At 67.8% G+C, this 25,551-nt stretch carries 25 protein-coding genes and 1 tRNA gene; 8 read left to right on the forward strand and 18 right to left on the reverse strand.

The annotated features are described in order from the left end of the window. Positions 1–38: 38 nt before the first annotated feature. Positions 39–1,025, forward strand: a complete 987-nt coding sequence (locus tag ACOGW9_RS02220) for a saccharopine dehydrogenase NADP-binding domain-containing protein (RefSeq protein ID WP_419907946.1) — start codon at positions 39–41, stop codon at positions 1,023–1,025. A 9-nt stretch (positions 1,026–1,034) separates the two neighbouring features. Here ACOGW9_RS02220 and ACOGW9_RS02225 read toward each other — a convergent pair whose 3' ends face one another. Next, a complete protein-coding gene (locus tag ACOGW9_RS02225) occupies positions 1,035–1,772 on the reverse strand; it encodes a maleylpyruvate isomerase family mycothiol-dependent enzyme (protein ID WP_419907948.1) in 738 nt (245 codons plus the stop codon). 51 nt (positions 1,773–1,823) lie between these two features. On the opposite strand from ACOGW9_RS02225, the gene lgt reads away from it, so the two are divergent. Next, on the forward strand, positions 1,824–2,729 hold the full coding sequence (lgt, locus tag ACOGW9_RS02230) for a prolipoprotein diacylglyceryl transferase (protein ID WP_419907950.1): 906 nt from the start codon (positions 1,824–1,826) through the stop codon (positions 2,727–2,729). Here lgt and ACOGW9_RS02235 read toward each other — a convergent pair. The 4 genes from ACOGW9_RS02235 to ACOGW9_RS02250 form a co-directional block, all read right to left on the reverse strand. Next, on the reverse strand, positions 2,652–3,548 hold the full coding sequence (locus ACOGW9_RS02235) for a TIGR03564 family F420-dependent LLM class oxidoreductase (protein ID WP_419907951.1): 897 nt from the start codon (positions 3,546–3,548) through the stop codon (positions 2,652–2,654). The two genes, lgt and ACOGW9_RS02235, sit on opposite strands and share 78 nt — an antisense overlap. A gap of 77 nt (positions 3,549–3,625) precedes the next feature. Then, positions 3,626–4,528, reverse strand: coding sequence for an LLM class flavin-dependent oxidoreductase (locus ACOGW9_RS02240; RefSeq protein ID WP_419907952.1), 903 nt, complete (start codon positions 4,526–4,528; stop codon positions 3,626–3,628). Positions 4,529–4,584: 56 nt separating this feature from the next. Then, positions 4,585–5,622 (reverse strand): methyltransferase domain-containing protein, encoded by a 1,038-nt coding sequence (locus ACOGW9_RS02245; RefSeq protein WP_419907954.1) that lies wholly within the window; start codon positions 5,620–5,622, stop codon positions 4,585–4,587. A 162-nt stretch (positions 5,623–5,784) separates the two neighbouring features. Then, a complete protein-coding gene (locus tag ACOGW9_RS02250; RefSeq protein ID WP_419907956.1) occupies positions 5,785–6,993 on the reverse strand; it encodes an MFS transporter in 1,209 nt (402 codons plus the stop codon). Between the two features lie 103 nt (positions 6,994–7,096). Between ACOGW9_RS02250 and ACOGW9_RS02255 the strand changes: the two genes are divergently transcribed. Together ACOGW9_RS02255 and ACOGW9_RS02260 are read left to right on the forward strand one after the other, a co-directional pair. Then, positions 7,097–7,170, forward strand: a tRNA-Ala gene (locus tag ACOGW9_RS02255). A gap of 2 nt (positions 7,171–7,172) precedes the next feature. Beyond that, entirely contained in the window at positions 7,173–7,589 is a 417-nt protein-coding gene (locus ACOGW9_RS02260; RefSeq protein ID WP_419907958.1) for a DUF1801 domain-containing protein, read from the forward strand. Between the two features lie 32 nt (positions 7,590–7,621). Here ACOGW9_RS02260 and ACOGW9_RS02265 read toward each other — a convergent pair whose 3' ends face one another. The 5 genes from ACOGW9_RS02265 to bmt form a co-directional block, all read right to left on the reverse strand. Beyond that, positions 7,622–8,917, reverse strand: coding sequence for a tetratricopeptide repeat protein (locus ACOGW9_RS02265; protein WP_419907960.1), 1,296 nt, complete (start codon positions 8,915–8,917; stop codon positions 7,622–7,624). Between the two features lie 55 nt (positions 8,918–8,972). Continuing rightward, positions 8,973–9,971 carry a WD40/YVTN/BNR-like repeat-containing protein gene (locus ACOGW9_RS02270; protein ID WP_419907962.1) on the reverse strand — a complete coding sequence of 333 codons (999 nt, stop codon included), beginning with the start codon at positions 9,969–9,971 and terminating at the stop codon, positions 8,973–8,975. A gap of 44 nt (positions 9,972–10,015) precedes the next feature. Continuing rightward, positions 10,016–10,846 carry a UGSC family (seleno)protein gene (locus ACOGW9_RS02275; protein ID WP_419907964.1) on the reverse strand — a complete coding sequence of 277 codons (831 nt, stop codon included), beginning with the start codon at positions 10,844–10,846 and terminating at the stop codon, positions 10,016–10,018. Then, positions 10,843–11,922 (reverse strand): hypothetical protein, encoded by a 1,080-nt coding sequence (locus ACOGW9_RS02280; RefSeq protein WP_419907966.1) that lies wholly within the window; start codon positions 11,920–11,922, stop codon positions 10,843–10,845. The genes ACOGW9_RS02275 and ACOGW9_RS02280 overlap by 4 nt, the downstream gene beginning before the upstream one ends. A gap of 67 nt (positions 11,923–11,989) precedes the next feature. Beyond that, on the reverse strand, positions 11,990–12,985 hold the full coding sequence (bmt, locus tag ACOGW9_RS02285) for a betaine--homocysteine S-methyltransferase (RefSeq protein WP_419907968.1): 996 nt from the start codon (positions 12,983–12,985) through the stop codon (positions 11,990–11,992). 182 nt (positions 12,986–13,167) lie between these two features. Between bmt and ACOGW9_RS02290 the strand changes: the two genes are divergently transcribed. Further along, positions 13,168–13,917: an enoyl-CoA hydratase/isomerase family protein gene (locus tag ACOGW9_RS02290; protein WP_419907970.1), complete on the forward strand. Its 750-nt coding sequence runs from the start codon at positions 13,168–13,170 to the stop codon at positions 13,915–13,917. 6 nt (positions 13,918–13,923) lie between these two features. Here ACOGW9_RS02290 and ACOGW9_RS02295 read toward each other — a convergent pair whose 3' ends face one another. Both ACOGW9_RS02295 and ACOGW9_RS02300 read right to left on the reverse strand, forming a co-directional pair. After that, positions 13,924–14,694, reverse strand: coding sequence for an SDR family NAD(P)-dependent oxidoreductase (locus ACOGW9_RS02295; RefSeq protein WP_419907972.1), 771 nt, complete (start codon positions 14,692–14,694; stop codon positions 13,924–13,926). A gap of 39 nt (positions 14,695–14,733) precedes the next feature. Then, positions 14,734–15,762, reverse strand: coding sequence for a TIGR03617 family F420-dependent LLM class oxidoreductase (locus ACOGW9_RS02300; protein ID WP_419907974.1), 1,029 nt, complete (start codon positions 15,760–15,762; stop codon positions 14,734–14,736). 112 nt (positions 15,763–15,874) lie between these two features. Between ACOGW9_RS02300 and ACOGW9_RS02305 the strand changes: the two genes are divergently transcribed. Continuing rightward, positions 15,875–17,506 (forward strand): class I adenylate-forming enzyme family protein, encoded by a 1,632-nt coding sequence (locus tag ACOGW9_RS02305; RefSeq protein WP_419907976.1) that lies wholly within the window; start codon positions 15,875–15,877, stop codon positions 17,504–17,506. Between the two features lie 10 nt (positions 17,507–17,516). Here the strand turns inward: ACOGW9_RS02305 and ACOGW9_RS02310 are convergent, their stop codons facing one another. Beyond that, entirely contained in the window at positions 17,517–18,821 is a 1,305-nt protein-coding gene (locus ACOGW9_RS02310) for an acyl-CoA dehydrogenase family protein (RefSeq protein WP_419854982.1), read from the reverse strand. Positions 18,822–19,001: 180 nt separating this feature from the next. Between ACOGW9_RS02310 and ACOGW9_RS02315 the strand changes: the two genes are divergently transcribed. Next, a complete protein-coding gene (locus tag ACOGW9_RS02315) occupies positions 19,002–19,385 on the forward strand; it encodes a DUF3499 family protein (protein ID WP_419907979.1) in 384 nt (127 codons plus the stop codon). A gap of 12 nt (positions 19,386–19,397) precedes the next feature. Here ACOGW9_RS02315 and ACOGW9_RS02320 read toward each other — a convergent pair whose 3' ends face one another. Then, positions 19,398–19,658 (reverse strand): hypothetical protein, encoded by a 261-nt coding sequence (locus ACOGW9_RS02320; protein ID WP_419907981.1) that lies wholly within the window; start codon positions 19,656–19,658, stop codon positions 19,398–19,400. Positions 19,659–19,729: 71 nt separating this feature from the next. On the opposite strand from ACOGW9_RS02320, the gene ACOGW9_RS02325 reads away from it, so the two are divergent. Continuing rightward, positions 19,730–19,987: a hypothetical protein gene (locus tag ACOGW9_RS02325; protein WP_419907983.1), complete on the forward strand. Its 258-nt coding sequence runs from the start codon at positions 19,730–19,732 to the stop codon at positions 19,985–19,987. A 72-nt stretch (positions 19,988–20,059) separates the two neighbouring features. Here the strand turns inward: ACOGW9_RS02325 and ACOGW9_RS02330 are convergent, their stop codons facing one another. From ACOGW9_RS02330 to ACOGW9_RS02345, 4 genes are all read right to left on the reverse strand, one after another. Then, positions 20,060–20,326: a cell division protein CrgA gene (locus tag ACOGW9_RS02330; RefSeq protein ID WP_419907985.1), complete on the reverse strand. Its 267-nt coding sequence runs from the start codon at positions 20,324–20,326 to the stop codon at positions 20,060–20,062. Positions 20,327–20,393: 67 nt separating this feature from the next. Next, the gene (pknB, locus tag ACOGW9_RS02335; protein WP_419907987.1) at positions 20,394–22,724 is read right to left on the reverse strand and encodes a Stk1 family PASTA domain-containing Ser/Thr kinase; all 2,331 of its coding nucleotides are present in this window, start codon (positions 22,722–22,724) and stop codon (positions 20,394–20,396) included. A gap of 64 nt (positions 22,725–22,788) precedes the next feature. Continuing rightward, positions 22,789–24,060: a penicillin-binding transpeptidase domain-containing protein gene (locus ACOGW9_RS02340; protein WP_419907989.1), complete on the reverse strand. Its 1,272-nt coding sequence runs from the start codon at positions 24,058–24,060 to the stop codon at positions 22,789–22,791. Further along, the gene (locus ACOGW9_RS02345) at positions 24,057–25,523 is read right to left on the reverse strand and encodes an FtsW/RodA/SpoVE family cell cycle protein (protein WP_419907991.1); all 1,467 of its coding nucleotides are present in this window, start codon (positions 25,521–25,523) and stop codon (positions 24,057–24,059) included. The genes ACOGW9_RS02340 and ACOGW9_RS02345 overlap by 4 nt, the downstream gene beginning before the upstream one ends. Positions 25,524–25,551: the final 28 nt, after the last annotated feature.

Here is a 25,551-nt window from a genome sequence, read left to right on the forward strand (position 1 = left end):
TCCGATGATCCTGCATCTCCGATGAGTCCGGCACGGCGATGAGCACAGCGGCAGTCATCGGCGCTGGTGCGGTCGGTCAGCGCATCGCACGCCAGCTGGCCTCGCGTCACGATGTGGATCGCCTGGTGCTCGGCTCGCGCCACACGTCACGGCTGCGCGGACTCGCGTCGCAACTTCTCGACGTGGATGTCGAGGTCGTGGAGCCAGGTGCGTTGCCCGAGGCCGATGTTGTGGTGCTGAGCCTGCCGAGCGGGGGTCACGCGGCGTTGGCCGACAAGGCGCTGCGCGCAGGTGCCCACGTGGTGTCGCTCTCGGCCGCGATCTCGGATGTGGAGGCGCTGCTCGAGCTCGACAAGCGAGCGCTGAACGCGGACCGCTCACTGGTGGTCGGTGCCGGTTTCTCACCTGGCTACAGCTGCCTGCTGGCGCGACACGGAGCAGCGCAATTCGACGTCGTCACCGAAGTCCATATCGCCCGCGTCGGCACCGGTGGGCCCGCCAACCAGCGCCAACTGCACCGCGCCCGGACCGGTACTTCGATCGACTGGCGTGACGGGGAATGGCGGCGACGGCGCGGCGGTTCGGGGCGCGAGCTGGTGTGGTTCCCCGATCCGCTCGGCGCGCACGACTGCTACCGGGCTGCACTGCCGGATGCTCTGCTGCTGGTGCCGGCGTTCAGCGACGTCGAACGCGTCACAGCCCGTGTGGCGGGAACGCGCCGTGACCGCCTGACGGCAATGTTGCCGATGCTGCGGCCGCCCCACCCTGAAGGCGGACCTGGGGGAGTACGGGTTGAGCTGCGGGGCTTGCGTGATGGCCGCCACTGCACTGACGTGCTGGGAGTAATCGACCACCCCAGCGCCGCAGCGGCAGCGGTGGCTGCGACTGCCGCGGCGTGGGCTTTGGCGGACGAATTGCCCTCGGGAGCCTGGGGCTTGGGCATGCTCGACGATCCGTTGCCGTGGCTTACCGAGCTGGCCGAACGAGGCGTCCGAGCTGCCGCTTACGAAGGAGCGCGCCTGTAGGGCGGTCGGTCAGAAGCGGACGTCCCGCTGCCACTCATCCAACAGGTCGGTGCGGCCGAACGTTTCGAGCCGTTCGGGGCCGATGCGGCCCCAGACGAACAGCAGGAGGTCTTGCGCCGGTCCCCGGGCGGCGACGTCGGACTTCGCGTGCGTGCGCTCGACCTGCATCCCGTCGGGTGTGCGGGTGATGACCCATTCGCCGTGGGCGTCGGTGGCATGCAGGTGCACGGTTTCGCCGTCGCCGGCGAAACCGTCCGGTCGTCGCAGGCGCACGTACACGTCGAAGAGTTCGTCGATACCGTCGACGGCGAGTCCGGGTGCAATCGGTGCCGGCGTGATGCCGAGGGCGGCTTCAGCATCCCACCGGTGCATCGTGGATTCGTGGGCCATGCGTCGCCACCAGAAGCTCATCGACTGGTTCTCGGGGTCCCACGTCCAGGCTTCGGCGTCCGATGGGCGCCCGGTCATGAGATCGGTGAGTGCACTGAACGCATCTGCGTGCCACTGCGACACAGAACCGGGAGGCCTGGCGACGGCGGCGGGATCGACGCGCGTTCCCGCGGTGACGCTGCTGCGCACGAATGTCCAGACCGTGGCGCAGTGCGCGATGAGTGCCTCGAGGGTCCAGTCGCCGCAGCTGGGGACCCCGCTGGCCCACATGTCTGGCGAGCGGTCAGCATCTGCCGCGATTTCGTTCAGTCGCGCGCCCTCTGCGCCCCGGAACTCTGCGTACGCTGTGGCGTCCATGGCGTGTGATCTCCTGCTCCTGCCGGTCGAGCCAATGGCCGCAGCCACGACGTGAGCGGGCTCCTGGCGTCGATTCCGAGTCCATCGCGCGGCTCTGTCTCGCTCGGCCCGCTCGACATCCGAGCCTATGGCGTGGCCATCGCCTTGGGCGTACTGGTGGCAGTGTGGATCACTTCCCGCCGCTGGCGCCGGGCCATCGCAGACCGGGACGATGCGTACCGGGCTCGCGCCAATGACTTGGTCGGGACGATCGCGATCTGGGCTGTCCCCGCAGGCCTCATCGGCGCCCGGCTGTACCACGTCATCACCGACTTCGACCGGTACCAGGACAACCTCGGCGATGCGCTGAAGATCTGGCAGGGCGGCCTCGGCATCTGGGGCGGCATCTCGGTGGGCGTGCTGGTGGCGGTGTGGATGCTGCGCCGGGGCGGGCACAGCACCGGAGCGATGCTCGACGCGCTGGCGCCAGCGCTTGCGGTGGCCCAGGCCATCGGCCGGCTGGGGAACTGGTTCAACCAGGAGCTGTACGGCCGGCCCACGGACCTGCCGTGGGGGCTCGAGATCGACCAGGCGCATCGTGTGGCCGGCTACGGCCTCGAAGAGACGTTTCATCCCACGTTCGCCTACGAAGCGCTGTGGAATCTGTGCTTGGCCGCGGCGCTCGTGTGGGTGGTCCCCAAGGTGCTGCCGCACCTGCGCACCGGCTACCTGTTCGCGGTGTACGTGCTCGGCTACACCGCCGGGCGGCTGTGGATCGAGCTGCTGCGCATCGACACGGCCAATGAGCTGTGGGGCGTTCGGATCAATGTGTGGACCAGCATCGTGGTCGGCCTAGCGGCGCTGATCGCAGTGCTGGTGGGCTTGCGTCGCGGCCCCGATTCAGCTCAGCAGGCTGATCAGGGTCTCGCGGGTGGCGGCCTGTTCGTCGAGGGTGCCGAACGCCGATCCGGCGAATGACGTCACGCCGCAGTCGGCCAGCGCGCCGATCCGGTCGCTGACCTCGGCTGCACTGCCGATGACGGCGATGTCCTCGGGCCCGCTGAGGCCCTCCCGGTCGAGCATCGCCCGGTAGCTGGGCAGCGTGCCGTAGACCACGAGGTCCTTGGCGGCTCGCTCCCGGGCGGTGTTGGCATCATCAGTCACGCACACCGGGAAGCCGGCCACCACCTGCGGCGCCGGGCGCCCGGCCTCGGCGGCCGCTTCGTTGATGGTGGGCGCGGTGTGATCCCGCAGTGTCGCCGGTCCGGTCATCCAGGTGAACGTGCCGTCGGCCATGCGGGCGGTCAGGCGCAGCATCTGGCTGCCCAGGGCAGCGACGAACACCGGCGGCGCGTCGGCAGCCGGGGGAGTGATCTCGCCGCGTCCGACCACCGCGTCGCCGCCGTGGGAGACACGGCGATCGGTCATCAGCTTCGTCAGGATTGTCAGGTAGTCGCGCATGTGCGCGATGGGTCGGTCGAATGAGTAGCCCCACATGCCCTCGACCACTGGCTTGTGCGACGGGCCGATGCCCAGGTCCAGCCGCCCGCCGATCACGGCCTGGGTCGTGAGCGCCTGCTGGGCCAGCATCATCGGATGCCGCGGGTAGGTGGGCACGACCGCCGTGCCGAGCCGGATGCCGGGTACCTCGCGGCCTGCCACCGCGATGGTGGTCAGCGCGTCGTGGCCGAAGATCTGCGGTGTCCAGTAGCGGCGGAAGCCCTGCTCGGAGGCCTCGCGGATGCTGGCCTCGAAGCGCTCAGGTGTGGTGTCGAATCCGAACAGCTCGATATGCATGCCCGGCAGCGTAACGGCGCGCCCACCGGGGTTTCCGGGTAGGCGGTCGGGAAGGCCGCAGGCTCAGGCGCCGAATTTCAAGCGAACGTGTCGAAGAGCTCCTCGAGCGCTTTGAGCTGACCGCCGCTCGTGCTGGACGGCACCAAGATCGGCGTCTTGCAACCAGCATCGAACCATGCCTCGACGCCGTCACGGACCTGGCTGGCCGAGCCGTACAGCGTCGCGTTCGACAGCCAGTCGTCGGTCATCGCCCGGTTCAGTGCTTCGGTGTCGCCGGCGGCGATCGCCGTCTCGGCTGCTTCCATCTCGTCGACCCAACCGGCCTGCTTCCAGTAGTTGCGGTAGTTCGGCAGCGACACGTAGCCGGCGAGCGTCTTGCGGTTGCGCGCCGCCCCGGCGGCGCGGTCGTCATCGATGACGGTCGGGATCATGTTCCCCACGAAGAAGTCGTCACGGCTCGCGGCGTCGCCGAGGTGCGCCACGGAGTTCTGGAAATCGTTGCAGCTCGCATTGGCCCACACCGCCCCTGAGCTGATCTCGGCCGACAGTTCGGCCATGCGCTGGCGCAGCGTGGCCAGCACGATCGGCGGCAGTTCGCCGTGCTGTGCCGAAGCGGCCTCCATGGCAGCGATGTACTCGCGGATGTCAGAGAGCGGCTTGCCGGGCGTGATGCCGAGTCGTTCGTGCACCGGTCCGTGCGTCACGCCGATGCCCAGCCAGAACCGCCCGCCCGAGATCTCGTGGATGAATGCCGCAGTCGAGGCCATGTCGACCGGGTTGCGGAAGTAGATCGGCTGCACCGAGGTGCCGAAATGGATCTCGTTGGTGACATGGGCAATCGCTTGGCACAGCGCCACCGGATCGCCCATGGAGGGGCAGTAGACGCCGCTGAATCCTCGTTGCTCGATCTCGGCGGCGATCTCCAGGGTGCGTTCACGGCGACCGCGCACGGCGGCCAGCGAGATGGCAGGCATGTTCATGCGGGGTTTCCTAGCAGACGTGCCCGAATGCCGCCGTTGGCTGAGCAGTCTCAGCCTCAGGGCGACTTGCGGGCCACGAAGCAATACAGCGGCGTGAAGATTCCCGTCTTGCCGCCGGCGACGTACGCGTTGGCGGTGCGATCCAGCAGCTTGGCGACCTCGGCGGTGCCTCGGGGCAGGATCCTCAGTGTTTCAACGAAACGTGCGGCCCCGATCGCGAGTCGTCGACTCAGTGGTGTTCCGCGCGGGGTGTTACGGGCTGTACCACTGCGCGACTCCATCGGCTGATACCACGGCGTCGTCGATCCGTATTCGGCGGTTCCGCGATCAATGCCTTCGATCACCTCGAATCCTGCCGACTCCAGTGCTTGGTTGACTTCGGCGAACGTCGCGATCTTCTTGAGCGCGATCCCGCGCATGAGTTCTCGCTTGATCTCTTGGTGGGTCGTGTTGTCAGGATCGAACGTGCCGGTCAGGCACATTTCCTGACCCCATAGCAAGGCGCCAGGCTTCAGCACCCGCGAGATCTCGGTGAAGGCGCCCACCTTGTCCGGCGCATGACAGGTTGATTCGATCGCGTAGGCCCGGTCGTAGCTGCCGTCTTCGATGGCACTCATGTCCATGAAGCTGGTTTCCACGTAATCGATCATGTCGCCGAGGCCTGAGTCGGCGGTCAGCTCCCGCGCCCTGGCGAGCTGGACTTCGCTGCTGTTGATGCCGGTGACCCTGACTCCTGCTTCGCGGACCACGGTCCGCATCGGTCCGCCGATCCCGCACCCGACATCGATGACCGACATGCCCTCGTGCAAGTCGAGCTTGTCGATCATGAGGTGCTGATGCCGGAGCTTGGAGTCTTCCAAGCTCTCCTCCGGAGTCAGCGGGGCGAAATGGAGCGATTCACCCCAGCCGTAGATCATGAGGTGGCTGCAGATGTCGTAGTACTCCGTCGCTGTCTCGGCGTGGTCGGCAGCCGGGCCGTCACCCGGCGCGTACGTCTCGTCGAGCCGATCGTTCAGCTGCTCCACCCGGTGTCGAAGATCCGAGCCGCGGTACGACATCTTCAGTCCGCGTGCGACCTGCCAAATGCTGCTCACCTGGGGGAGCCTAAGAGGCTGAGCCCGCAGGGCGAAGCCGTGGCCCGAGCGGCCCGTGAGCGCAGCGAACAAGAGCGGGAAGCAATAGGCGACGCGACTAGCTGGTGGAACAATCCGCGCATGTTCTAAGAGGCTGAGCCCCGGGCCCGATCCATGCACGCCCTATGGCGATCCTGCGACGGCCGCTTCCCGCATCGGCAGCATCAACAGGCCGAGTGCAGCCACGCTGGTGACAGTGACGAGCCCGATTGCGGGCTCGAACCCGGAGGCGTCGATGATGAAGCCGCAAACAGCCGGACCGGCCAGCGCGCCGACACCGAGACCCGTGTAGTGGATGCCGATCACGCCGCCCAAGTTCTCCACTCCGTACCAGCCGGCCAGCACCGAGGGCGTGGCCGTCACCCACACCGCCCAGCCGACACCGTGGGCAACGGCACTGGCGATCAGCACTGCGGGGTTCCCATCAGAGATCCACCAGATGGCCAGCGCTGCGGTCATGGCAGCGAATGCTGCCCGGCACAGCCACATCGGATCGGCGCGGTGGCCCAGAGCGCCGCAGGCCAGGCGGGCGACGACGCTCGTCGCGCCCGAGATGCCGATCAGTGCCGCGGCCAATGCGGGCGCGACACCACGGTCGACCGCGTAGTCGTTGTAGAACGCGACCGGCGCGTAGAAGCCTGGCCCGATCGCCACGACGGCTGCAAAGAACAGCAGAAACCGGCGCGAGCGCACGAGTTGGGTGACACCTACGAGACGAGCGGGCAACGTGCGCACCCGGTCGCCGCGTGTGGCCGCCCAGCCGATGGCGACGAAGGCCACAGCAGCCAGTGCGGCGTAGGTCTGGCGCCAGCCCAGCCTCGAGATCAGCGCGTGGCTCGCCAGCGGCATGACCAGAGTCCCGGCGCCCACGCCGGCCAACAGGAAACCCATCGCTGCAGGGCGTCGTCGCTCGCTGAAGCTGCGGCCGATCAGGCCGATCATCGACGGGTAGCAGAAACCCGTGGCCAGCCCCACCAAGACCCCGAACGCGACATAGGTCTGCCACAGCACATTCGAGGTGGCGGTCAGCAGAAGGCCCGCCGACATCGCCACCGCTGCGACCCCGACCAGCAGGCGGGCTCCGTAGCGGTCCCCTATGCGACCTCCGATGGCGCCTCCGGCGTAGTAGGTGCAGACGGCCGTCGAGAACAGGGCGGCCACCGGTCCGGTCGTGGTGTCGAGGTCGTCCGCGATGGGTGTCAGGAACACCCCGAACGAGAAGAGGATCCCGAACGTCACGAAGTTGGCAGCGAACGCTGCGGCTGCAACCGACCACGGAGCCGACGCGTCCTGCGGTTCACCCGGAGGTCCCAGATTCGATGTGTCGGCCACCAGCCCCAAGCCTGCCCTGCGCCGGGCTGGCCCGCGGGTTCCGCCGACCTCGCCCGGATTCGCGCGGCGGGCTGGCCGGTACCCTCGGTGACCCTCGCTTCTTGGGGCTGTAGCTCAGATGGCAAGAGCACCTGCTTTGCAAGCAGGGGGTCACGGGTTCGAGTCCCGTCAGCTCCACAGTGTCCGATGCGCAGTCGCCCAAGTTGCTCGCAGGCGGCAATCCGCAGATTCCCAAAGGCGACGGCGATGCCCCGGTGCAGGCGTACATCGATGCAATGCCCGGCTGGAAGGGCACCATCGCTCGCCGGCTGGATGAGCTGATCGTGTACCTCGTGCCCGACGTGCGCAAGGCCGTGCGGTGGAACTCGCCCTTTTACGGCATCGAGGGGCGCGGGTGGTTCGCGAGCTGCCATGCGTTCACCTGGTACGTCAAGGTGACGTTCCTGAATGGCGCGTTGCTTGTTCCCGAGCCGCCCGGCTCGGGCAAGGATCCCGATTCACGCTGGGTGGACATAGGTGAGGATCAATTCGACGACGCGCAGATGGCAGTGTGGATCGAGCAGTCGGCAGCACTCGACGGCTGGCACGGATTTTGATTGGCGGCGGGCTGCAATCTCGCTGCCGCTGATCAGCACAGCTCGAAGCCGGCCACCGGGCGTGTGGGTCGGCGATCGACGACTCGTGCACAGAAGACCCGTGCCTCGTCGATGCGACCGGCCTTGACGTAGGCCGCAAGCAATGTGTTGGTCATCAGGTCGCGTTGGGCCCGGCTGCCGCCGATGCGCACGACTTGGGGGATCAGGGGCTCGAGGACGTCGATGACCGTCGACCACTTCTCGTCGACGAATGCGCCGTAGGCCTGAGCCAGGGTCGCTCCGGTCGTGCCCGCCGGCAGGCGGCCTGCCTCGCCAAGCTCCTGCAGCTCGGTGATGCACGCCTGCAGCTGTTCGGTCTCGCCGAGGACGGCGTAGGTGAGCCCCGCGTGGGCATCGACGAACACGATCGGCTGCGGGAACCGCTCCTCGTAGAACTCACGAACCCGCTGCCAGACGGCGCGATCACGAGGTTGCCCGGCCAGCTCCGAGCGCCACATGAACGACGTTGAGTCGGAGAACACGGTGATCGGTGGGCTGGTGGTTGCCCCAGGCAGGCAGTTGTGGCGGAAAGCCTGCCAGGCATCGTCGTGACGGCTGACTGCCATGAGCACCAGCGCGTAGTGCCACCAGATGTGGCAGTGCAGCACGCTCGCCCGGTCAGAGTCGGGGAGCCACCGATCGAGGAAGTCGACCGCTTCGTCGTCAGCGCCCGCTTCGAAGAGCGCGTGCACCAGCGTGTGGGCACCGTGGGGAGTAGTGGGCCGCTGTTCGAGCGCACGCTCGGCGAGCTGCCGCCCCCGGTCCCACCGGCCGGTCTCGATGAGGGCGAAGGCGTGCACGGTGGCGAACCACCAGTCGTCGCCGTAGTGAGTGGCGAGCGGCTCGAGGAAGTCGAGCAACTCGGCTTCCCTGCCGATGCGGCCGCTGAAGCCGATCGCACCGAACACGCCGCAGGCGGGAGACAACGCAAACGCATCGCGGGGGTAGTCGATGACGTGTTGGCGGATGAGGTTAAGCGCTTGGGGCACCTGGCCGGCAATGAGCAGCCGCACAATCTCGACGTGTTGCTGTTCCCGCTCGGTGGCCGTCTGGCTCAGCTCGACGGCGGCCTCCGCAGAGGCTCGTGCTTCGTCGGGCCGCACGTAGAGCTGATGCTGACGGGCCAGCGCAGCATGAGGAAGGGCAAAGCCCGGATCTGCTGCGATCGCCGCCGACAGGCACTCCTCGACCCCGGCCTCAGCGGACAGCATCCGATCGATGCCCTCGACATAGGCGTCACGGGCGCTGAACGACGAGGTGCTGAGTTCGAGGCCGTAGCGGTCCTGCATGCGTTCCGTCTCCAGCGTCGCTGACGTCAGGTGTCCGTGACCTCCTAGGGTCGCGTCAGACCACCGCCAGCGACCAGACGAGCGGGAGGCCAGACCCGAGCTCGGTCCACTCGGCATCGTCGGACACCTGCCACACCTCGCCGGTGTCGGTGCCCACCAGCACCCCGCCCACGTTGTCAGGATCGGCGATCAGGCCATGGAAGTTGACCGGCGACGGCGAGTGGGCGTCGTCGCAGAGCGACCGCCACGACTGGCCGTGGTCGTCGGACCGATAGATCGCGGCATGGGCGCCGCCATCGTCCTTGTAATGGGAGAAGGCAGTGGGGGCACTGGCGACGGTGACGCTGTAGGGGTCGCGGCGGTCGATGCACAGCGGTCGCGAGTAGCGCGGCACGACGCCCTTCCAGGCGTATTCCCATGTCTCGCCGTAGTTGTCAGAGCGGAACACGCCGGCGTTGCCTTCGAGCTCTTCGGCGACGCCGTCAAAGCGGCCGTAGCCGGTGCTGATGAACAGCACTCCCGGATCGGCGGGATGGGCGAACATCATGTGGATGTCTGGGTTGTCGCCGGGCAGGTCGACCGTCCAGCTCTCGCCGCCGTCGGTGGTGCGAGCCACACCGCCGACCTCGACGCCGACCCAGATGCGGTCGGGGTCGTCTTCGTCGATGACGAGCGCACGTGCCCGTCCTGGCAGGGGAGGCTCGACCGGTACGCACCAGCGTTCCGCTTCGGGAAGTGCGGCGAACGCCGTGACCTCGTCCCACGTTGCGCCGCCGTCGTCGCTGCGGAACAGTGCGGCCGGCTCGGTGCTGGCATACAGCCGGCCGTCGCTGGCGGCCCGGATCTGCCACACCTCGCGCCCGGCGAGCTGCGGCCCGGCCCAAGTCTGGCCCCCGTCCTCACTGGTGAACAGACCGGCGGCTGACCCGGCGAACAGGCGGCCGTCGACGTTGACGAGGTCGCGGACGTGGCGTGCTTCGAGCGTTTGTGTAGATCCCGCGTCGTCGATGACAAAGACACCCTTGGTGGTTCCCGCAAGCAACTGACCGTTCATGGGTTCACCCTAGATCGCATGTGGAAATGGCGGGTTCGGACCCCTCAGTCGTTCGCGGGATCGCTGTGCTCAGTCGTTCGAGGGTCGTCGAGCGTGATCGTCCAGCCGGGTCCGAGCTCTGCGTCGAAGCGCTGCTGGAACATGGGCACGAGCATCGAGGCGGGCAGGACGCACTCGGCGCAGGCTTCGTCGGGAATGTGGAGGCTGAGCGTGATGTGGCGTCCGGTGATCGACGCAGTGAGGTCGGCGCGGTCAGCTCGCAGGACAACGGCCAGTTCCTCTACGACATCGGCCGGAGTGATGCCAGTCGCCGGTGCGCTCGACTCGTCAGCGCTGCCAGCTTGAGCATCAGCGGTGGTGAGCAGCGCCAACACAACGGGGGTCACCGCATCGGCGACGGCCATCGCCTCGGCCGAGGTCAGGCTGCCGATGGGGTGCGGCACGGTGGCGAACGGGTAATCAGCGAAGCCCTGCAGTTCGGCGATGGCCTCGCCGGTGGCGGCGAACGGCTGGGTCAGGATGGCCGCGGCGGGCACACCCAGCTCCTCGAAGTGCACGGCGTCGAGCACACTGCTCGACGAGCAGCTTCCTCAGTCGCCGATGGCGGCGATGATCGCCGTCACCTCGGCGGCCAGCGCTTCTACCTCTTCGGGAGCGGCGGGCAGGTTGGCAGTGGATTTCATCATCAGCACGGCGTTGCGCGCACCGTGTGTCTCGATGAGGTGCTGGGCAACACGTTGGAGAATCGCCGGGGCGTGTGTCTTGCCGTTGCTCACCAGCCCGATGACAGCGCCGTCCAGCGAGTCGGGCCGTGGCGAGAGCGTGGCGCCCGCACCGCTGACGGGCAGCGTCGGGTCCACCAGGGTGACAGTCACGGCGTCAGTATCTCTTGGGTGATGAGCGGGACGCTGCGGTCGCGGCTCCAGGTGGGAAAGAACGACGAATGGCCGCCGGCATCGCCGCCGCCGACCATGAGCGCGATGTCGTCAGGACAGGTCCCGCGGGGAACCGAGATGTTGTCGTCGCCGGGCTGCACCTGCGGGTCGGTCTCCATCCATTGCGTCGGATGGAAGCCGGTGACGTTCCCAGCCGCCTCGACCTTGCCGCCGCGCTTCACGTCTGCATAGGTGCGAGTGGCGTGGGTGAACAAGTACTCCTGCACTTGCGCCCGGCTCCAGCCCGCAGCGCCGAGCTTGCGGGCGTGCTCAGGAGCGAACACCACCAGCGACCGGCCCGAGCTGAGCGAGCCGAGCGCCGACATGGTGTCGGCGAACGTGCCCAGCAGACCTTCGGGATCGGGCGATGCATGGTTCAGCACGTTGTGGCCCGACTCGGCTGCCATCACCGTGACCGTGCTCTGGTCGGGCGAGTAGCCGAGCGACACGTGGTACGGATCCCAAGGGCTCGTGGCCTCGTCCTCCCCGAAGCACATCGCGTATTTGCCCGCCCAGCCTTGGGTGCTCTTGTCGAGCTTGCCGGGAATGGCGGCGAGGCAGTTTCGCAGCACGAGCCGCAGCGCACGACCGATCGTGGCGTTGGCCCGGAAGCCTGGGCCGAACAGGTTCTCCTTGCAGTGGATGCCGATCTCGTCCCGGATCGGACCGTTGACTGCAATAAGGATGGCGGCGCCGCCGGTGCTGGCCGACACGGCGTGCAGCTCGAAGGTCGGGTCGCCGATGGCGGCGAGAGCCGCGCCCACGACTGGGAAATACTCAGGCAGGCACCCGGCCATGACGGCGTTGGCAGCCGCCTTGCGGGCGCTGACCTCGAGGCCGCGTGCGGGTTCGCGCAGCAGGACCTCGTCTGCGTCCCACACGCTGCCAGCCACCATGGCATCCACCAGCGCCTCGGTCGGCGGCACCACCGGCAGGCCGTCGGTCCAGCCGGCTTCGTAGCAGGCCTCGATGGCCTGCCACGGATCAGTCAGTTCGACGTCCCTGCTCGATGTCATGGTCTGCCGTTGCCTCGGTTGCGCGCATCCGAGGCCATCGGACCTCTCCGCCGGAATCCGGTCGCGATCAATGGCGGTGCCGGCGCCGCCGAGGGCGCCGACGCACGAGTCGCTCGTCGAGCGTCTCGCGCGGGTTTGGCTCTGCGGTCACAGCGGGCGTGGGTTCCTCGCCAGCCAGCACAGCCACAATCTTCGCGGTGTGCTCGGGAGTGCTGCCGCAGCAGCTGCCGATCACGCTCACCCCAGCGGCGTGAACCCGGTGCGAGTGAGCGGCAAGCAGCTCTGGCGTGCCGTCATAGACGAGCGAATGGCCGTGCCACACCGGCACGCCGGCGTTCGGCTTGGAGATGACCGGGGTGTCGGGAGCGACTCGGGCGATGGAGAGAACCGCTGCCTCGGTGTCGGGCACGTTGTTGCCGCAGTTGGCGCCGATGGCGGCGAGCTCCATGGGCCCCAGCCGGTCGGCCAGCTCGTTGCCGGTGACGCCCATCATCGTGCAGCCGGCGGTGTCGAAGCTCATGGTGACTGCGACGGGCAGATCGCACACCCGGCGCGCTGCGCGGACGGCGGCTTCCACTTCGTCAAGCGCGCTCATGGTCTCGATCCACAGCAGATCGACCCCGCCCGCGTCGAGCGCAGCAGCCTGCTCGGTGAACGCGGTTTCGCAGGCTTCGACGCTCATGTCGCCGAGCGGCGCCAGCAGTTCGCCCGTCGGGCCCATGGAGCCGGCCACCAGCACCGGCCGATCTGACCGTTGCGTCTCAACATCGGCTTCGCACCGGCCGATCTGCGCAGCAGCAATGTTGAGCTCGCGCACCTGCCGTTCGAAGCCGTGCAGCGATTGCCGGAAGCAGTTGCCGCCGAAGCTGTTGGTCACGATGAGGTCAGCACCCGCCTGCAGGTAGCCGCGGTGGACGGCCCGTATCTCGTCGGGGTGGCTGAGATTCCACTCTTCTGGCGACCATCCCGCCGACAGCCCGGCCGCAAACAGCTGCGTGCCCATTGCACCGTCGGCCACCACATAGCCCTTGGAGTTCACCAGGTCATTCAGTGTCGTCGTCATCGGTCGGCGCGGGTCCTTGGTTGATGCGTGTGTGCGGAGCGGGTCGGGGAGTCATCCCTACAACGGCAACGTACTGCTGCCGACATTCGCCACACGACCGATTTTCCCGCACTTGCGCCGGCATCCGTCGTCACGCGGGCGCTCATCGTGCAAGCATTTCGCGACCAGAGAGGGGAGCTGTCATGGACGAAGTGACATACGAGGTTGACGGGCACGTGGCGACGATCACGTTGAACCGGCCCGACAAGCTCAATGCGATGACCGACGAGATGTATCACGGCATCGGCGAAGCGCTGCTCGCGTCCGATGCTGATCCTGCCGTGCGCTGCACGATCGTGACCGGAACCGGCCGGGCGTTCACGTCGGGCCACGACCTCGGCGAGTTCGCGGATCGAGCCGCATGGATGCCGTGGCGCCCTGACCGGTTCGACATCGGGCTGGAGACCGCCAAGCCCACGATCGCCGCCATCCAGGGCTATTGCCTGGCGGGCGGGCTGGAGCTGGCGCTGTTCTGCGACATCCGGGTCTGCGATGACACCGCCCAGTTCGGCTGCCCGGAGGTGCGCTGGGCCATCCTGCACGGCTACGGCGCGCTACGGCTGCCCGGCCTGATCGGTTCGTCGGACGCAATGCGGCTGCTGTTGACCGGCGCATTCATCGATGCACCCGAAGCGCTGCGCATCGGGCTGGTCAGCGAGATGACCGCTCCGGAAAACCTGCAGGCGACCGCCCGAGGCATCGCCGCCCAGATCGCGGCCAACGGTCCCGCCGCGATCCGGATGACCAAAGAGATGGCCCTGCGCGGCAGGGAGATGTCACTGGCCGACGGCTTGCGGCTCTACCAGGAATACACCCGGGCAGCTTTCGCATCCCCTGATGCGAAAGAGGGCCTGCGGGCCTTCGCCGAACGCCGCGATCCCGATTACAGCTGACGCTAATCAGGCCATGGTGAGGCCGCCGCTGACCGACAGCGTCTGACCGGTGATGTAGCCCGCTTCTTCGCTGCACAAGAACACCGCCGCCGCCGCCACCTCGTGCGGTTGGCCGATGCGCTTCATCGGCACGGCCCGGGCCATCGCCCCGATGATCTTGTCGCTCGTGTCGGTGGCCGCGGCGATCTCTGCCAGCAGGCGGGTGTCGGTCGGGCCGGGGCACACCACGTTCGCGGTGATGCCGCGGCGCGCCACCTCGCGGGCGATGGTCTTGGTGAAAGCAATCACGCCGCCCTTGGCACCGGCATAGACGGCTTCGCCCGACGAGCCCACCCGAGCAGCATCGGAGCTGACGTTCACGATCCGCCCGAAGCCCGCTTCAATCATTGCGGGCAGGCATCCGTGCGTCGTGCGAAGCGGACCCTTGTAGTTGATCTCGATGACCCGGTCCCAGAAATCCTCATCGGTAGTCACAAACGGATGCAGCACGTCCCACCCCGCGCAGTTCACCAACACTTCAACCGGTCCGAGTTCGTCCACCACCGTCAGCAAGCCCTGCGTCACGGCGTCGGAGTCGGCCACATCCATCTCCACAGCAATGGCTGTACCGCCCTCGCCGTTGATGGCGGCAGATGTCTCGGTGGCCTCTGGCACCCGCAGGTCGGCCACCGCCACGCGCCGACCGTCGCGGGCCAGCCCGAGGCAGATCTCTCGGCCGATGCCTCCGCCGCCGCCGGTCACCAGGGCCACCCGGGCTGTGCCGTTGCTGTCGTTCATCTCGTCTCCTGTCGCCGAGTGCTCCGGCCGTGATGCGTTCTAGGAACGGGTGGCCTGCGCCACGTCGCCCCACTTGTGGACCATGTCGGGGTCCTTGCGGATCTGCTCTTCGGCCAGGTACATGACGACCCGTGCTGCCGTGCCGGTGTAGCGGTCCTTCAACCGGTCCGCCATCTCGTTCCACCGGGCCACCAGCGCGAAATGTTCCAGCATGTCGTCGGTGATGCAGTCGGCCATGCCGGCGATATCGCCCGCAGCCATGCGCTCGCGCAGCGCGGCGGTCACGCCTTCGTACCCCAGGTCGGTGAACTGGAACGAGTAATTCGGCGTGGTGCCGTAGAAGGCGATCTGCGTCTTGGCCCGCCGGACGAGCGGCGCCAGCTCTTCGGGAGAGTCACCCGGCGCGGCGAACACCGGCACGATCAGGTCGATCTCGTCGACGTCGCGGCCGGCACGTTCGGCACCTTGGGCCACCTCGGGCAGCAGCCGCTCGCGGATGTAGTGCATGGTGTGCATCGGGTGGACATGCACGCCGTCGGCCACCTCGCCGGCCACGCCGTTCATGATCGGACCGACAGATGAAATGTCGACCTTCACGTCGCCGTAGTCGTGGCTGCGAGGCGCCCACTGGGCCGGCAGCAGGCTCAGGTTGAAGAACTCGCCTTCGTAGCTGAGCTTCTCTTCGCGCCGGAAGGCCCGCAGGCACGCCTGCACTGCTCCCACGTAGTCGCGCATGCGTGCTGCGGGCCGGTCGAACTCAGCCGCATAGCGCCGCACGATGTGGCCCTTCACCTGGCTGCCGAGCCCCAGCCGGAAGCGGCCGTTGGTCTCGCCGGCCAGTTCCCAAGCGATCTGGGCCGACACCATCGGGCTGCGGGGAAAGGCCACGGCGATGCCGGTGGTGAAGGTGAGGCTGGGAGCTGCCATGGCGGCCGCGGCGAGCTGCATCCACGGCACTTGGCCGGTCTCGGTGTAGAGCATCCCAGAGAAGCCGGCGCCCTCCACCTTGCGGGCCAGGTCGGCCGCATCGCTCCAGGTGGACGAGCCGGTCATGAGATCGAATTCCACCTCGGGGTCTCCTTCAGGCGGGGGCACGAACCCGCTCAACGTAGCCCCCGCTGCTTCGGCGTGTAGCGGGCCGACTGGGCGCAGAGAAGGACTGCTGGCATACGCTGCGGCGATGGCTGCGAACGCGACCTATGACTGGCTGCTGCTGGGCGACGCCGTCGACCGGGCGGCCCGCAAGTGGGGGAACCGCCCCGCGGTGATCTTCGGCGAGCGCCACTGGACGTACGCCGATTTCGCCGACGAAGTGGACCGGGTGGCCAAGGGGCTCATGGCGCTTGGCGCCCAGCGTGGCGATCACGTGGCGGTGTGGATGACCAACCTGCCCGAGTGGCTGTGGTTGCAGTACGCCATCCCGAAGGTGGGCGGCTGCATTGTGCCGCTCAACACCCGCTACCGGACCGACGATGTCGCGTACACGGTGGCGCAGTCGGAGAGCCGGTTCATGATTTCGATCGACCAGTCGGGGCCGATCGACTACCGCCAGATGCTCTGCGAGGCCTACCCGGATATCACCGCAGCTGGCCACCTGGAGCGGCTGGTGTTCACCGGCGCTGATCGTGACGACGCCTTGGCCGATGCGATGAGCTGGGACGATCTGCTCACCGCGGGGGCGAGCGTCTCCGACGAGGAGCTGGCAGAGCGCGCCGCCAGCGTGACCGTCGACGACCGCATGATGCTGGCGTACACCTCGGGCACCACCGGTCATCCCAAGGGTGTGGTGCACACCCACCGCCCGCTGCGCAACAGCCGTGAGCGCTCGATGCTGCTGGGTCACACCGCCAACGACATCCACATGAGCTACTTGCCGCTGTTCCACCTGTTCGGCTATGGCGAGGTCTCGATACAGGCGGTACTCACCGGCGGCTGCCAGGTGCTGTTCGACGTCTTCGACCCCGCCGCGGTGCTGGCGGAGGTGGAATCACGGGGCGGCACGGTCCTGCACGGGTTCGACTCGCACTGGGGCGACTTGCTGCGAGCCCAAGACGAGCACCCTCGTGACGTGTCCAGCCTGCGCATGGGAACGCTGGCGGCGGGCATGGAATCGTCCACGCCCATAGCTCGCCGGGCTCAGGAGGTGTTCTGCCCGACCATCTCGGGCTGGGGCATGAGCGAGTCGTGGGCGTTCGTGAGCTGCAGCCACCCCACCCACTCCGTCGAGCAACGCACCGAGGCCTCCGGCTACCCCATGGACGGCATCGAGTACCAGATTCGCGACCTGGAAACCGGCGCCGAATGCCCGGCCGACACCCCGGGAGCGCTGTTCGTCCGCGGCTACACCGTGATGGAGGAGTACTGGCGCCGCCCCGAGGCCACAGCCGAAGTGCTCGGCGATGACGGTTGGCTCGACACCGGCGACATCGCCAGGATGCGCCCCGACGGCCACGCCGTCTTCATCGGCCGCCACAAGGACATGCTCAAGGTCGGCGGCGAGAACGTCTCACCAGCCGAAGTAGAGGGCTACCTGCTCGAAGTCGACGGTGTCGAGCAGATAGCAGTCGTCGGCTACCCCGACCCCCGCCTCGTAGAAGTCCCCGTCGCCTTCGTCCAACTCACAACAACAGCCCCACCCGACATCTCCGAGGAGTCGCTCATCGAGCGCTGCCGAGGCCGCATCGCCAGCTTCAAGATCCCCCGCCACGTGATCTTTGTGAAGGAAATGCCAGCCACCCCTTCAGGCAAGATCCGCAAAGTAGAACTCAGAGACTGGGCCCTCGAAGACCTAGGCGACCCCAGCCACGCTTGAGCGGGTGTAGTTACGGGCCAGAGAAGGCCATTGCGGGCTGGCGAGGCCCGTCCAGCGTGTGATCAGCAGCGAACCCCATTGCCCGCTCCGACTCACGAGTACGAACCTCAGCCCGAGCCACGACGTGGTGATGCACCTCATCAGGCCCATCGGCCAGCCGCAGCGTGCGCTGCGCATGCCACATGTCTGCCAGCGGGAACCACTGCGAGACGCCGGCTGCGCCGTGCATCTGGATGGCCTCGTTGATGATGTCGCAGCACTTCTCGGGCACCATCGCCTTGACGGCGCTCACCCACACCCGGGCCTCCGCGTTGCCCAGCGTGTCCATGGCCTTCGCAGCCCGCAGCACCATCAGCCGCATCGCCTCCACTTCGATGCGTGACCGCGACACGATCTCCATGTTCTTGCCGAGGTTGATCAGCTTCTTTCCGAAGCCCTCGCGGTTCACGCCCCGGTCGACCATCATCTCGATGGCCTTCTCGGCCGAGCCGATCGAGCGCATGCAGTGGTGGATGCGGCCCGGGCCCAGGCGGAGCTGAGAGATCTCGAAGCCCCGGCCCTCGCCGAGCAGGATGTTCTCCCTGGGGACGCGCACGTCGTTGAACAGGATGTGCATGTGCCCGTGCGGGGCGTCGTCGGCGCCGAAGACGTGCATCGGCCCCAGGATCTCCACGCCGGGAGCATCGATCGGCACGAGGATCTGCGACTGCTGCTTGTAGGTGTCCGCATCGGGATTGGTGCGGACCATCGTGATCATGATCTTGCAGCGCGGGTCGCCCGCACCCGAGATGTAGAACTTCTCGCCGTTGATCAGCCACTCGTCACCGTCGAGCACGGCGTTGGTCTGCACCTGCTTGGCATCCGAGCTCATCACCGCTGGCTCGGTCATGGCGTAGGCAGAGCGGATCTTGCCCTCGAGCAGCGGTTCCAGCCATTCCGCCTTCTGCTCAGGCGTGCCGACACGCTCGAGCACCTCCATGTTGCCGGTGTCGGGCGCTGAGCAGTTGAGACACTCCGAGGCCAGCCGGTTCTTGCCCAGCTCGTTGGCGATATAGGCGTAGTCGAGATTGCTCAGCCCTTCGCCGGTGTCCGCGTCGGGCAGGAAGAAGTTCCACAGGCCCTGCTCACGTGCCTTGGCCTTGGCTCCTTCCAGCAGCTCAAGCTGGCCGGGTGCCCAGCTCCAGCGGTCCTCGCGGTTCTCGCCCATCTGGTGGAATTCCTCGGTGATGGGGTCGACCTCGTCGCGGATGAACGCCTTGACCGCTTCGTACAGCGGCTCGACCTCGGTGGACATCCGAAGATCGAAATCGTCCATGCTCGCGGACTTCAATGCTCCGCCAACCACAGCAGCTCCCCTCGTGTGCTCGCCAGCCGCAGGTCCGCGTCTGGCGCAGTGAACCCTATCGAGGCAGCGTCGGCGGCTCCCGATCGAGCCTCAGATCGCCAACCGCCCCATCCCTCAGCGGGGCTGAGCGCGCCGGTACCTTCGAAGCCCATGTTGCAGTGTGTCCGAGGGATGTGCACCGAGATGGCCACCGCTGGGCTGGGGTACGACATCACCGGAGCGAGGGCGTGGCTGTACGACCTCGATCCCGCGACGATTGCCGGGACGACCCGCAGTCGGGACATGGTGGTGCCGCTCTGCAGAATGCACGCGGATCGGATCACCGTGCCGGTCGGGTGGGAGTTCGAGGATCGCCGGGTGCCTGTGCCCGATCCGGTCGCGGCACAGCCGGAGCCGAGCGTGGCCTCAGCGCCGCTCTTCGAACCCCGCTCGCGTCCCGAGCCTGCCGACCCTCCGGAGGTCGCCGAGCCGGAACCGGCGCCACCGTCGTTGCTTGAGCGCGCGTTCCGGGCGGCACCCGCCCGCTCGCAGTAGCACCCAGGAGCGCTACAGCAGACTCGCACCCCGAGCTGCGGTGAGCACAAGGCGTCCCTCGTGGTTCAGGCTTGCCCGGTAACGGACGCCGTCTGCATCGGCGAGCACCAGGTTGTTGCCTTCGCTGGCGACCTGCAGTTCGATGCCGAGTTCGCGCGACAGCTCCACCCGGCTGGCCTCGAGCGCAGCGCGCATCCTGCTGCGACGTTGGGCCTCGTAGAGGTCCATGTCGTACTCGACGAAGTCGCCCGGCTCGGTGCCGCTCGGCCGCACAGCCAAACAATGTCACAAGCACTCGTTTCCCGACGCCAAGAGCGGAGGGCGCGCGCCAGTAGCTTGACAGCGTGAGCCTGTGGCTGGCTGTACCGCTGTCGCTGGTGTTCATCTACATCGTGTACCGGCTCGGCTTGCGGATGATGGCGACGTTCTCGAGGCCGATTCCCCCGCCGCCCCCGCCAGGGGAGCTGCGACGGGTGCGGCTCACCTACCGGTGCAGCCTGTGCGGTACAGAAATGCGCATGACGCGCGCTCCGGTGCAGAACCCAGAACCGCCCCGCTGCTGCAGCGAGGACATGGATCTCATCGCCAACGCCGACGAGTAGGGACTTGCCTCCCCCGCGGCGCGTGGATTCCCACAGGTTTTCCACAGCCTGGGGAAAGTTACATCTGTGTCATTACCGCCAGCGCGTGGCGAGCAGGATGCCCACCAGCACGATCGCGAGGCCGACGGCGATCCACGTGCTGGCCGGGCTGCCCGGAAGCCAGCTCATGTAGTTCGACACGATCACTGCGGTGCCGATGCCAAGCAGCGCCGCGATCAACCACCCGAACCACGAGGCGCTCTGCCGGCCATCGCTGGGGGTGTGCTGGGGGGCAGCCTGCGCGCCCTGCGGTCGCGTGCCCTTTGGCGTGATGCGGCTTGTCTTGCGGGGCCGAGCCATGGCTGATCAACCTAGTGGTGCAATCCGAATCTGATCTGCATCGAGCGAAGGCGCCAGCGCGTGGCGCTTACCCCCCGCCATCGTCGGCCGGGTCCTCGGTCTCGCCGTCTGGATCCCCGTTGCCGGTGTCGGCTTCGGCTTCGCCGACGACCAGCGTCACCGTGTCGTAGTTGATCCTGACATCAGTGCCGGGTGCCGGATCGAACGTGATGACCTGCCCGTCGGCCGGGTCGCCTGCGGCGACTGATTGCGTGCGACGCCTGAGCCGGAAACCGAGTTCGGTCATGGCGGCTTCAACCTCGTCGGCATCAAACGTCCCCAAGGCCTGCAGGCTCGGAATGGTCGCGATCACCGGTGGCGTGTAGAGGTGGATGATGACCTCGGATCCGGCGATGAGAACGGTCCCAGGCTCGGGGCTGATATCGCGGACGACGTTGATGTTGACGTCGGCATTGGATACCTCGCTGAACGTGCGCTTCACCGAGAATCCGAGCGCCACCAGTTCTGCCTCGATGCGATCGGCGAGCGTCGTGCCGAAGTCCTCGAGCGCAGGCACCACCAGCTCCTCGGGCCCCTCGGACACGATCAGCGTGATCACGCTGCCTCGCTCCACCGATTCGAAGGATTCGGGGCTGCTGCGTATCACCGTCCCCTCGCTGAATTCTGTGGTGAACTCCCGCTCGACGCGATCGACGAGTCCGAGGCGAGCCAGCGTGACGCGTGCGTCGTCGACGGTCTGGCCGACCAGCCGCGGCACCTCGACCTCTCCCCGTCCCGCTGAGACCGTCAGCGTGACGACCGTGCCTGCGGGCCGCTGCTCGGTGCTCGGGATGCTCTGCTCGGTCACCAACCCGATCGCCAGGTTGTCGTTGCGGACATCGATCCGATCGACGCTGAAGCCGGCCGTCACCAGCGCGGCCTCGGCTTCTTCGTAGCTTCGTCCCACCACGTTGGGAAGCTGGACCAGTGTGCGAGGGCTGGCCACGAACAGCGTGATCGGATTGTCAGGATCGTTGGGCTCGGCCAGCAGCAGGCCCGCGCGGGGATTCTGCTGGAACACCATGTTCTCGTCGACGTCGTCGCGTTCGGAGAATTCGATGGTCACGTGGGAAAAACCGACGTCGGCCAGCTCTCGTTCGGCTTCGGCGAAATGCAGACCCACCACATTTGGCACGCGCAGACGGGCATCGGAGGTGCCTTCGGGCTCCACCACCTGCGAGGGATCGCCGCGGTCGTTGACGAGCAGGAACACCAGTCCGGCGATGACCAGCAGCAGGATCACCAGCAGGGTGATCCACATGGGGGTGCGGTCCGGGGGCTCGATCTGGCTGGGCGGAGCACCCGGGGGGTACTGGGGCGGGTACGGCTGGGGGTACTGGGGCTGGCCGTACTCGCCGGCGCCTGCGCCCCCAGAGCCATACGGGGGCACCGGCGGGGCCGGCGGGGGTGCGTATCCCGCTTGGGCCTGTGGTGCCGCGGCAGGGATCTGGCCCGTGGTCGTCGGTGTGGGAACGGACACCGCTGGGAAGTAGGCCGTGACGTCAGCGGCGGCCGCGTGGGTCGGCTGGCCGGCACGGAAGCGCAGCAGGTCGTTGCGCATCTCCGCGGCCGAGCCGTACCGGGCATCGGGATCTTTGGCGAGCCCGCGCAGGCAGATGGCTTCGAGTTCGTGGGGAACGTCGGCGTTGTAACGCGACGGCGGGACGGGCGTCTCCTGCACATGTTTGTAGGCGATCGCCACGGGGCTGTCGCCGGTGAACGGCGGCCCTGCAGTGAGCACTTCGTACAGCACGACGGAGAGCGAGTACACATCGCTGCGCGGATCCGCATCCAGCCCCTGGGCCTGCTCGGGGGACAGGTAGGTGGCGGTGCCCATCACCGAACCTGTGCGGGTCAGGTCATCCGAGCCGCCCCCGAGCGCCCGAGCGATGCCGAAGTCGGCAACCTTGACCTGGCCGGACTGCGTGATCATCACGTTGCCCGGCTTGATGTCGCGATGCACGACGCCGTTGCCGTGCGCGAACGCCAATGCCGCTGCGATGTCGATGGCGATGTCGGCGGCGCGGTCGGGGTGCAACGGACCTTCGCTGCGGATGACCTCTGCGAGGCTTCGCCCCTCGACGTACTCCATCACGATGTAGTAGGTGCCTTCGTGGTTGCCCCAGTCGTACACGCCGACCACGTTGGGCTGGCTCAGGTTGGCGGCAGCTTGGGCCTCCCGCCGGAATCGCTCGACAAACGATGAATCGGTGGCGAACTCGGGAAACAGCACCTTGACCGCGACCGGCCGGTCGAGCAGTTGGTCACGGCCCAGGAACACTTCGGACATTCCGCCCCGAGCGATGCGGCTGAACAGCTCATAGCGGCCGCCGAAGATGGGGTTTGGGGTGTCTGCCATGGACGCTGGGCTCGTGCGGTCAGATCGGGTCGCCGGCTCGGCCGGGCAACTGCAGTGGGTCGGGCTAGGGGCCGTCGCCGACAGGTGTCGGGACTGCCCGCAGTGCAAGGGCGGCTTCCGCTGCGGTCGCAGCGATCATCGTTGCCAAGGTACCGCTGCCTTGCGGATCGCCCACGTCAAGTGCTGCATCGGGCTCGATGAGCACCGCAACGGACACTGTCGGACCGTCCGCGGGCGCCAGCAGTACCGCCCAGCTTCCCGCAGGGCCACCGAGGTCGCCGACGGATCCGGCAGCGCCGCCTGCGACCGCTGCGGCCACCTCGACGCCGTCGGTGAGTACAAGTCGGATCGGTACCTGCTCGGCTGCGCTGGTCATGGCCTGCAGCAGGCTTGCGGCCTCATCGGGCTCGAAGAGACTGTCGATGCTGCTCGCGGCGACTTCTTGGACGACGTCGGCTGAGGCGGCGGCGTCTCCGGTCCCCGCGCCCGGTGCCCGGGCCTTGATCTGGTGCACCACGTGCGGGCGCATGCGGACGCCCTCGTTGGCGACCGCCGCAGCGGCGAGCGCGAGCTGAAGCGGTGTCAGTGTCACTCCGTCGAGCTGCGCGATGGCATCGGGCTCACCGGGCAGGTCGATGCCGGTCGCTGCGGGCTGGGTGCTGGCTCGCTGCAGCAGCGTCTCGCCCGAAGCACCGGATGCCGCATCTGCGGTCAGGACGTAGCTGCGTTGGTAGGCACGCGCATCGGGCAATCCCGTCGCCAGTGCAGGGCCATCGGGCATCAGCCCGTCGACGATGTTGGGGTCGAAGCTGGGGCGCGACCACAGCGCCAGGATCGCCCCCGTCTGCGGGTGCACGACAACGACGGCACCGTCGCGGTCTCCCAGTGCGGCACGCACGGTGAGCTGCACTCCGTGATGCACTGTCAGACCCAGATCGCCGATGCGGTCGCTGTCGGCGAAGAGGTCCGAGACGTCGCGCAGGGCGATGTCCGCAGCGCGACCCGAGAGCTCGGCGTCGTAGCTGCGCTCGAGCCCGTCGGCGCCGGCTTCGGGTGCCAGGTATCCCGCGACATGGGCATAGAGCGGTCCGTGGGGGTAGGTGCGCAGCCGGCGCGCTCCGAGCGCGTCGGGGTCGATGGCGGGTGCGATCGTCTCTCCGTCGGCGCTGGTGATCGCGCCGCGCGCTTGGCCGAGCGCAGCCGCCGCGGCGCGCCTGTTGAAGTCGTGCTGTCGCAGGCTCTCGGCAGAGAAGTAGCCGATGTTGGAGAGCTGAACCAAGAGCACGATGAAGCCCGCGCCGAGCACCACTGCCAGCCGTGCGATACGCCGGCTCATGGGTCACCGAGCGGGAGTTGCTGGGGTTCGCCGTGCGCGGGATCGCCGTTTGCCCGGCGACGGCGACGGGTCGGCCTGCGGGTCGGCACCCCGAGTTCGCCGGTCGGCGCGTCCCCGGCCACCGGTTCGACCATGCGGAGCCGCAATTGGGTGGCGTGGGGCGGAGACCCCAACTGGCCACCCAGCCCGCCGCCGGCATCCGAGACGGCGAGCAGCAGCCCTACCGCCACGCAGTTGCCGATCATTGCCAACTGCCCGTAGGCGACGAAGGGCAGCGCGCCGACGGTGTGCGGCAGCAGCCGCAGCACGCCGGCGATGGTGAAGAAGGCCTGCAGCCCGATGACCGATGTGGCGGCGGCGGCAACGAGTCGATGCGTACCTCGCGCTCGCTGGGCGATGCTCGCGCTGAGTCCGACCAGCAGCATGAACGCGACGAGCAAGGCCGCAGCGCCCAGGATGCCGAGCTCTTCGGCGATGACGGCGAAGATGAAGTCGCTGTGCGGTTCATGCAGGCGCTGCGGGGCGCCGAGTCCTGGGCCCACCCCGCTGATGCCGCCGTCGCTGATGGCGAACGCCGCGTCGACCACGGTCGCACCCTCGGCATCGATCCACGGGTTCAGCCAGTAGCGAATCTGTGCGGACAGCCGGTCGTACACCGTCGCGAGCACGCCGACGCCGATGACGTACGTGGCGATCACCCCGCTGAGTGCCCTCGCGCGAGTCGAGCGGGGGACCGTCGGGACGTCGCTGCCGACGAGGTCGTCTCCATCGAGCCACAGCGGCAGCCAGGCTGCCGCAAAGACGATCGCCGATGAGGCGAGATCAGCGCCGATGATGAGCAGCGTCCACGCTCCGATTGCTGCGACGCTCGCTCCCGCGACGTGGCGATGCGGGATGAATCGGGGTCCGAGCCTGCGCGGCGCGGTTGCGGTAAGTCCGCAGGCGGCGATGACCACGACGATTTTTGCGAGACCGTAGGGCTGCACGCTCAGCAGCGACCCGAGGTCCAGCCATTGGCGCGGCGGATCGTACGCGCCGGCCGAGACATTGGCCCCGCCCGAGAAACTCCCCGCGGCGAGCAGCACCGCAGCAACGAGTCCGCACGCGCCAGGTCGGCTCAGGAACCAGTCGAGGTGGCGGGCGGCGAGCAAGGTTCCGGCGATGGCCGCAAGTCCCAGCAGCACGGCTACTGCCTGCTCGGATGCCAGCAGCGAGTCGATTCGCGCCACGAAGACCCAGCCGATGCCCATGAGCAGCCCGACGATCCCGAACAGGATCTCGTTGCTGTTCGGCGCCCACCGCTTGATCGCAGCGCGCGCCGCTGCACCGCAGGCCATAACGGCTGCCAGCCAGCCGGCGGTGCCCCACAGCGATTCGGTTGCGCCGCGCCTGCCGGCACCGCCCCAGACCGAGTTGTGCTCCACACCCAGCGCGGTGACGGCAAATGTCGTGCAGACCACCACGCCCGCGAGTGCGGCGAGCGCTGCTTCG

Source organism: Candidatus Poriferisodalis sp. (assembly GCF_965203655.1).
Lineage (GTDB): Bacteria > Actinomycetota > Acidimicrobiia > Acidimicrobiales > Poriferisodalaceae > Poriferisodalis.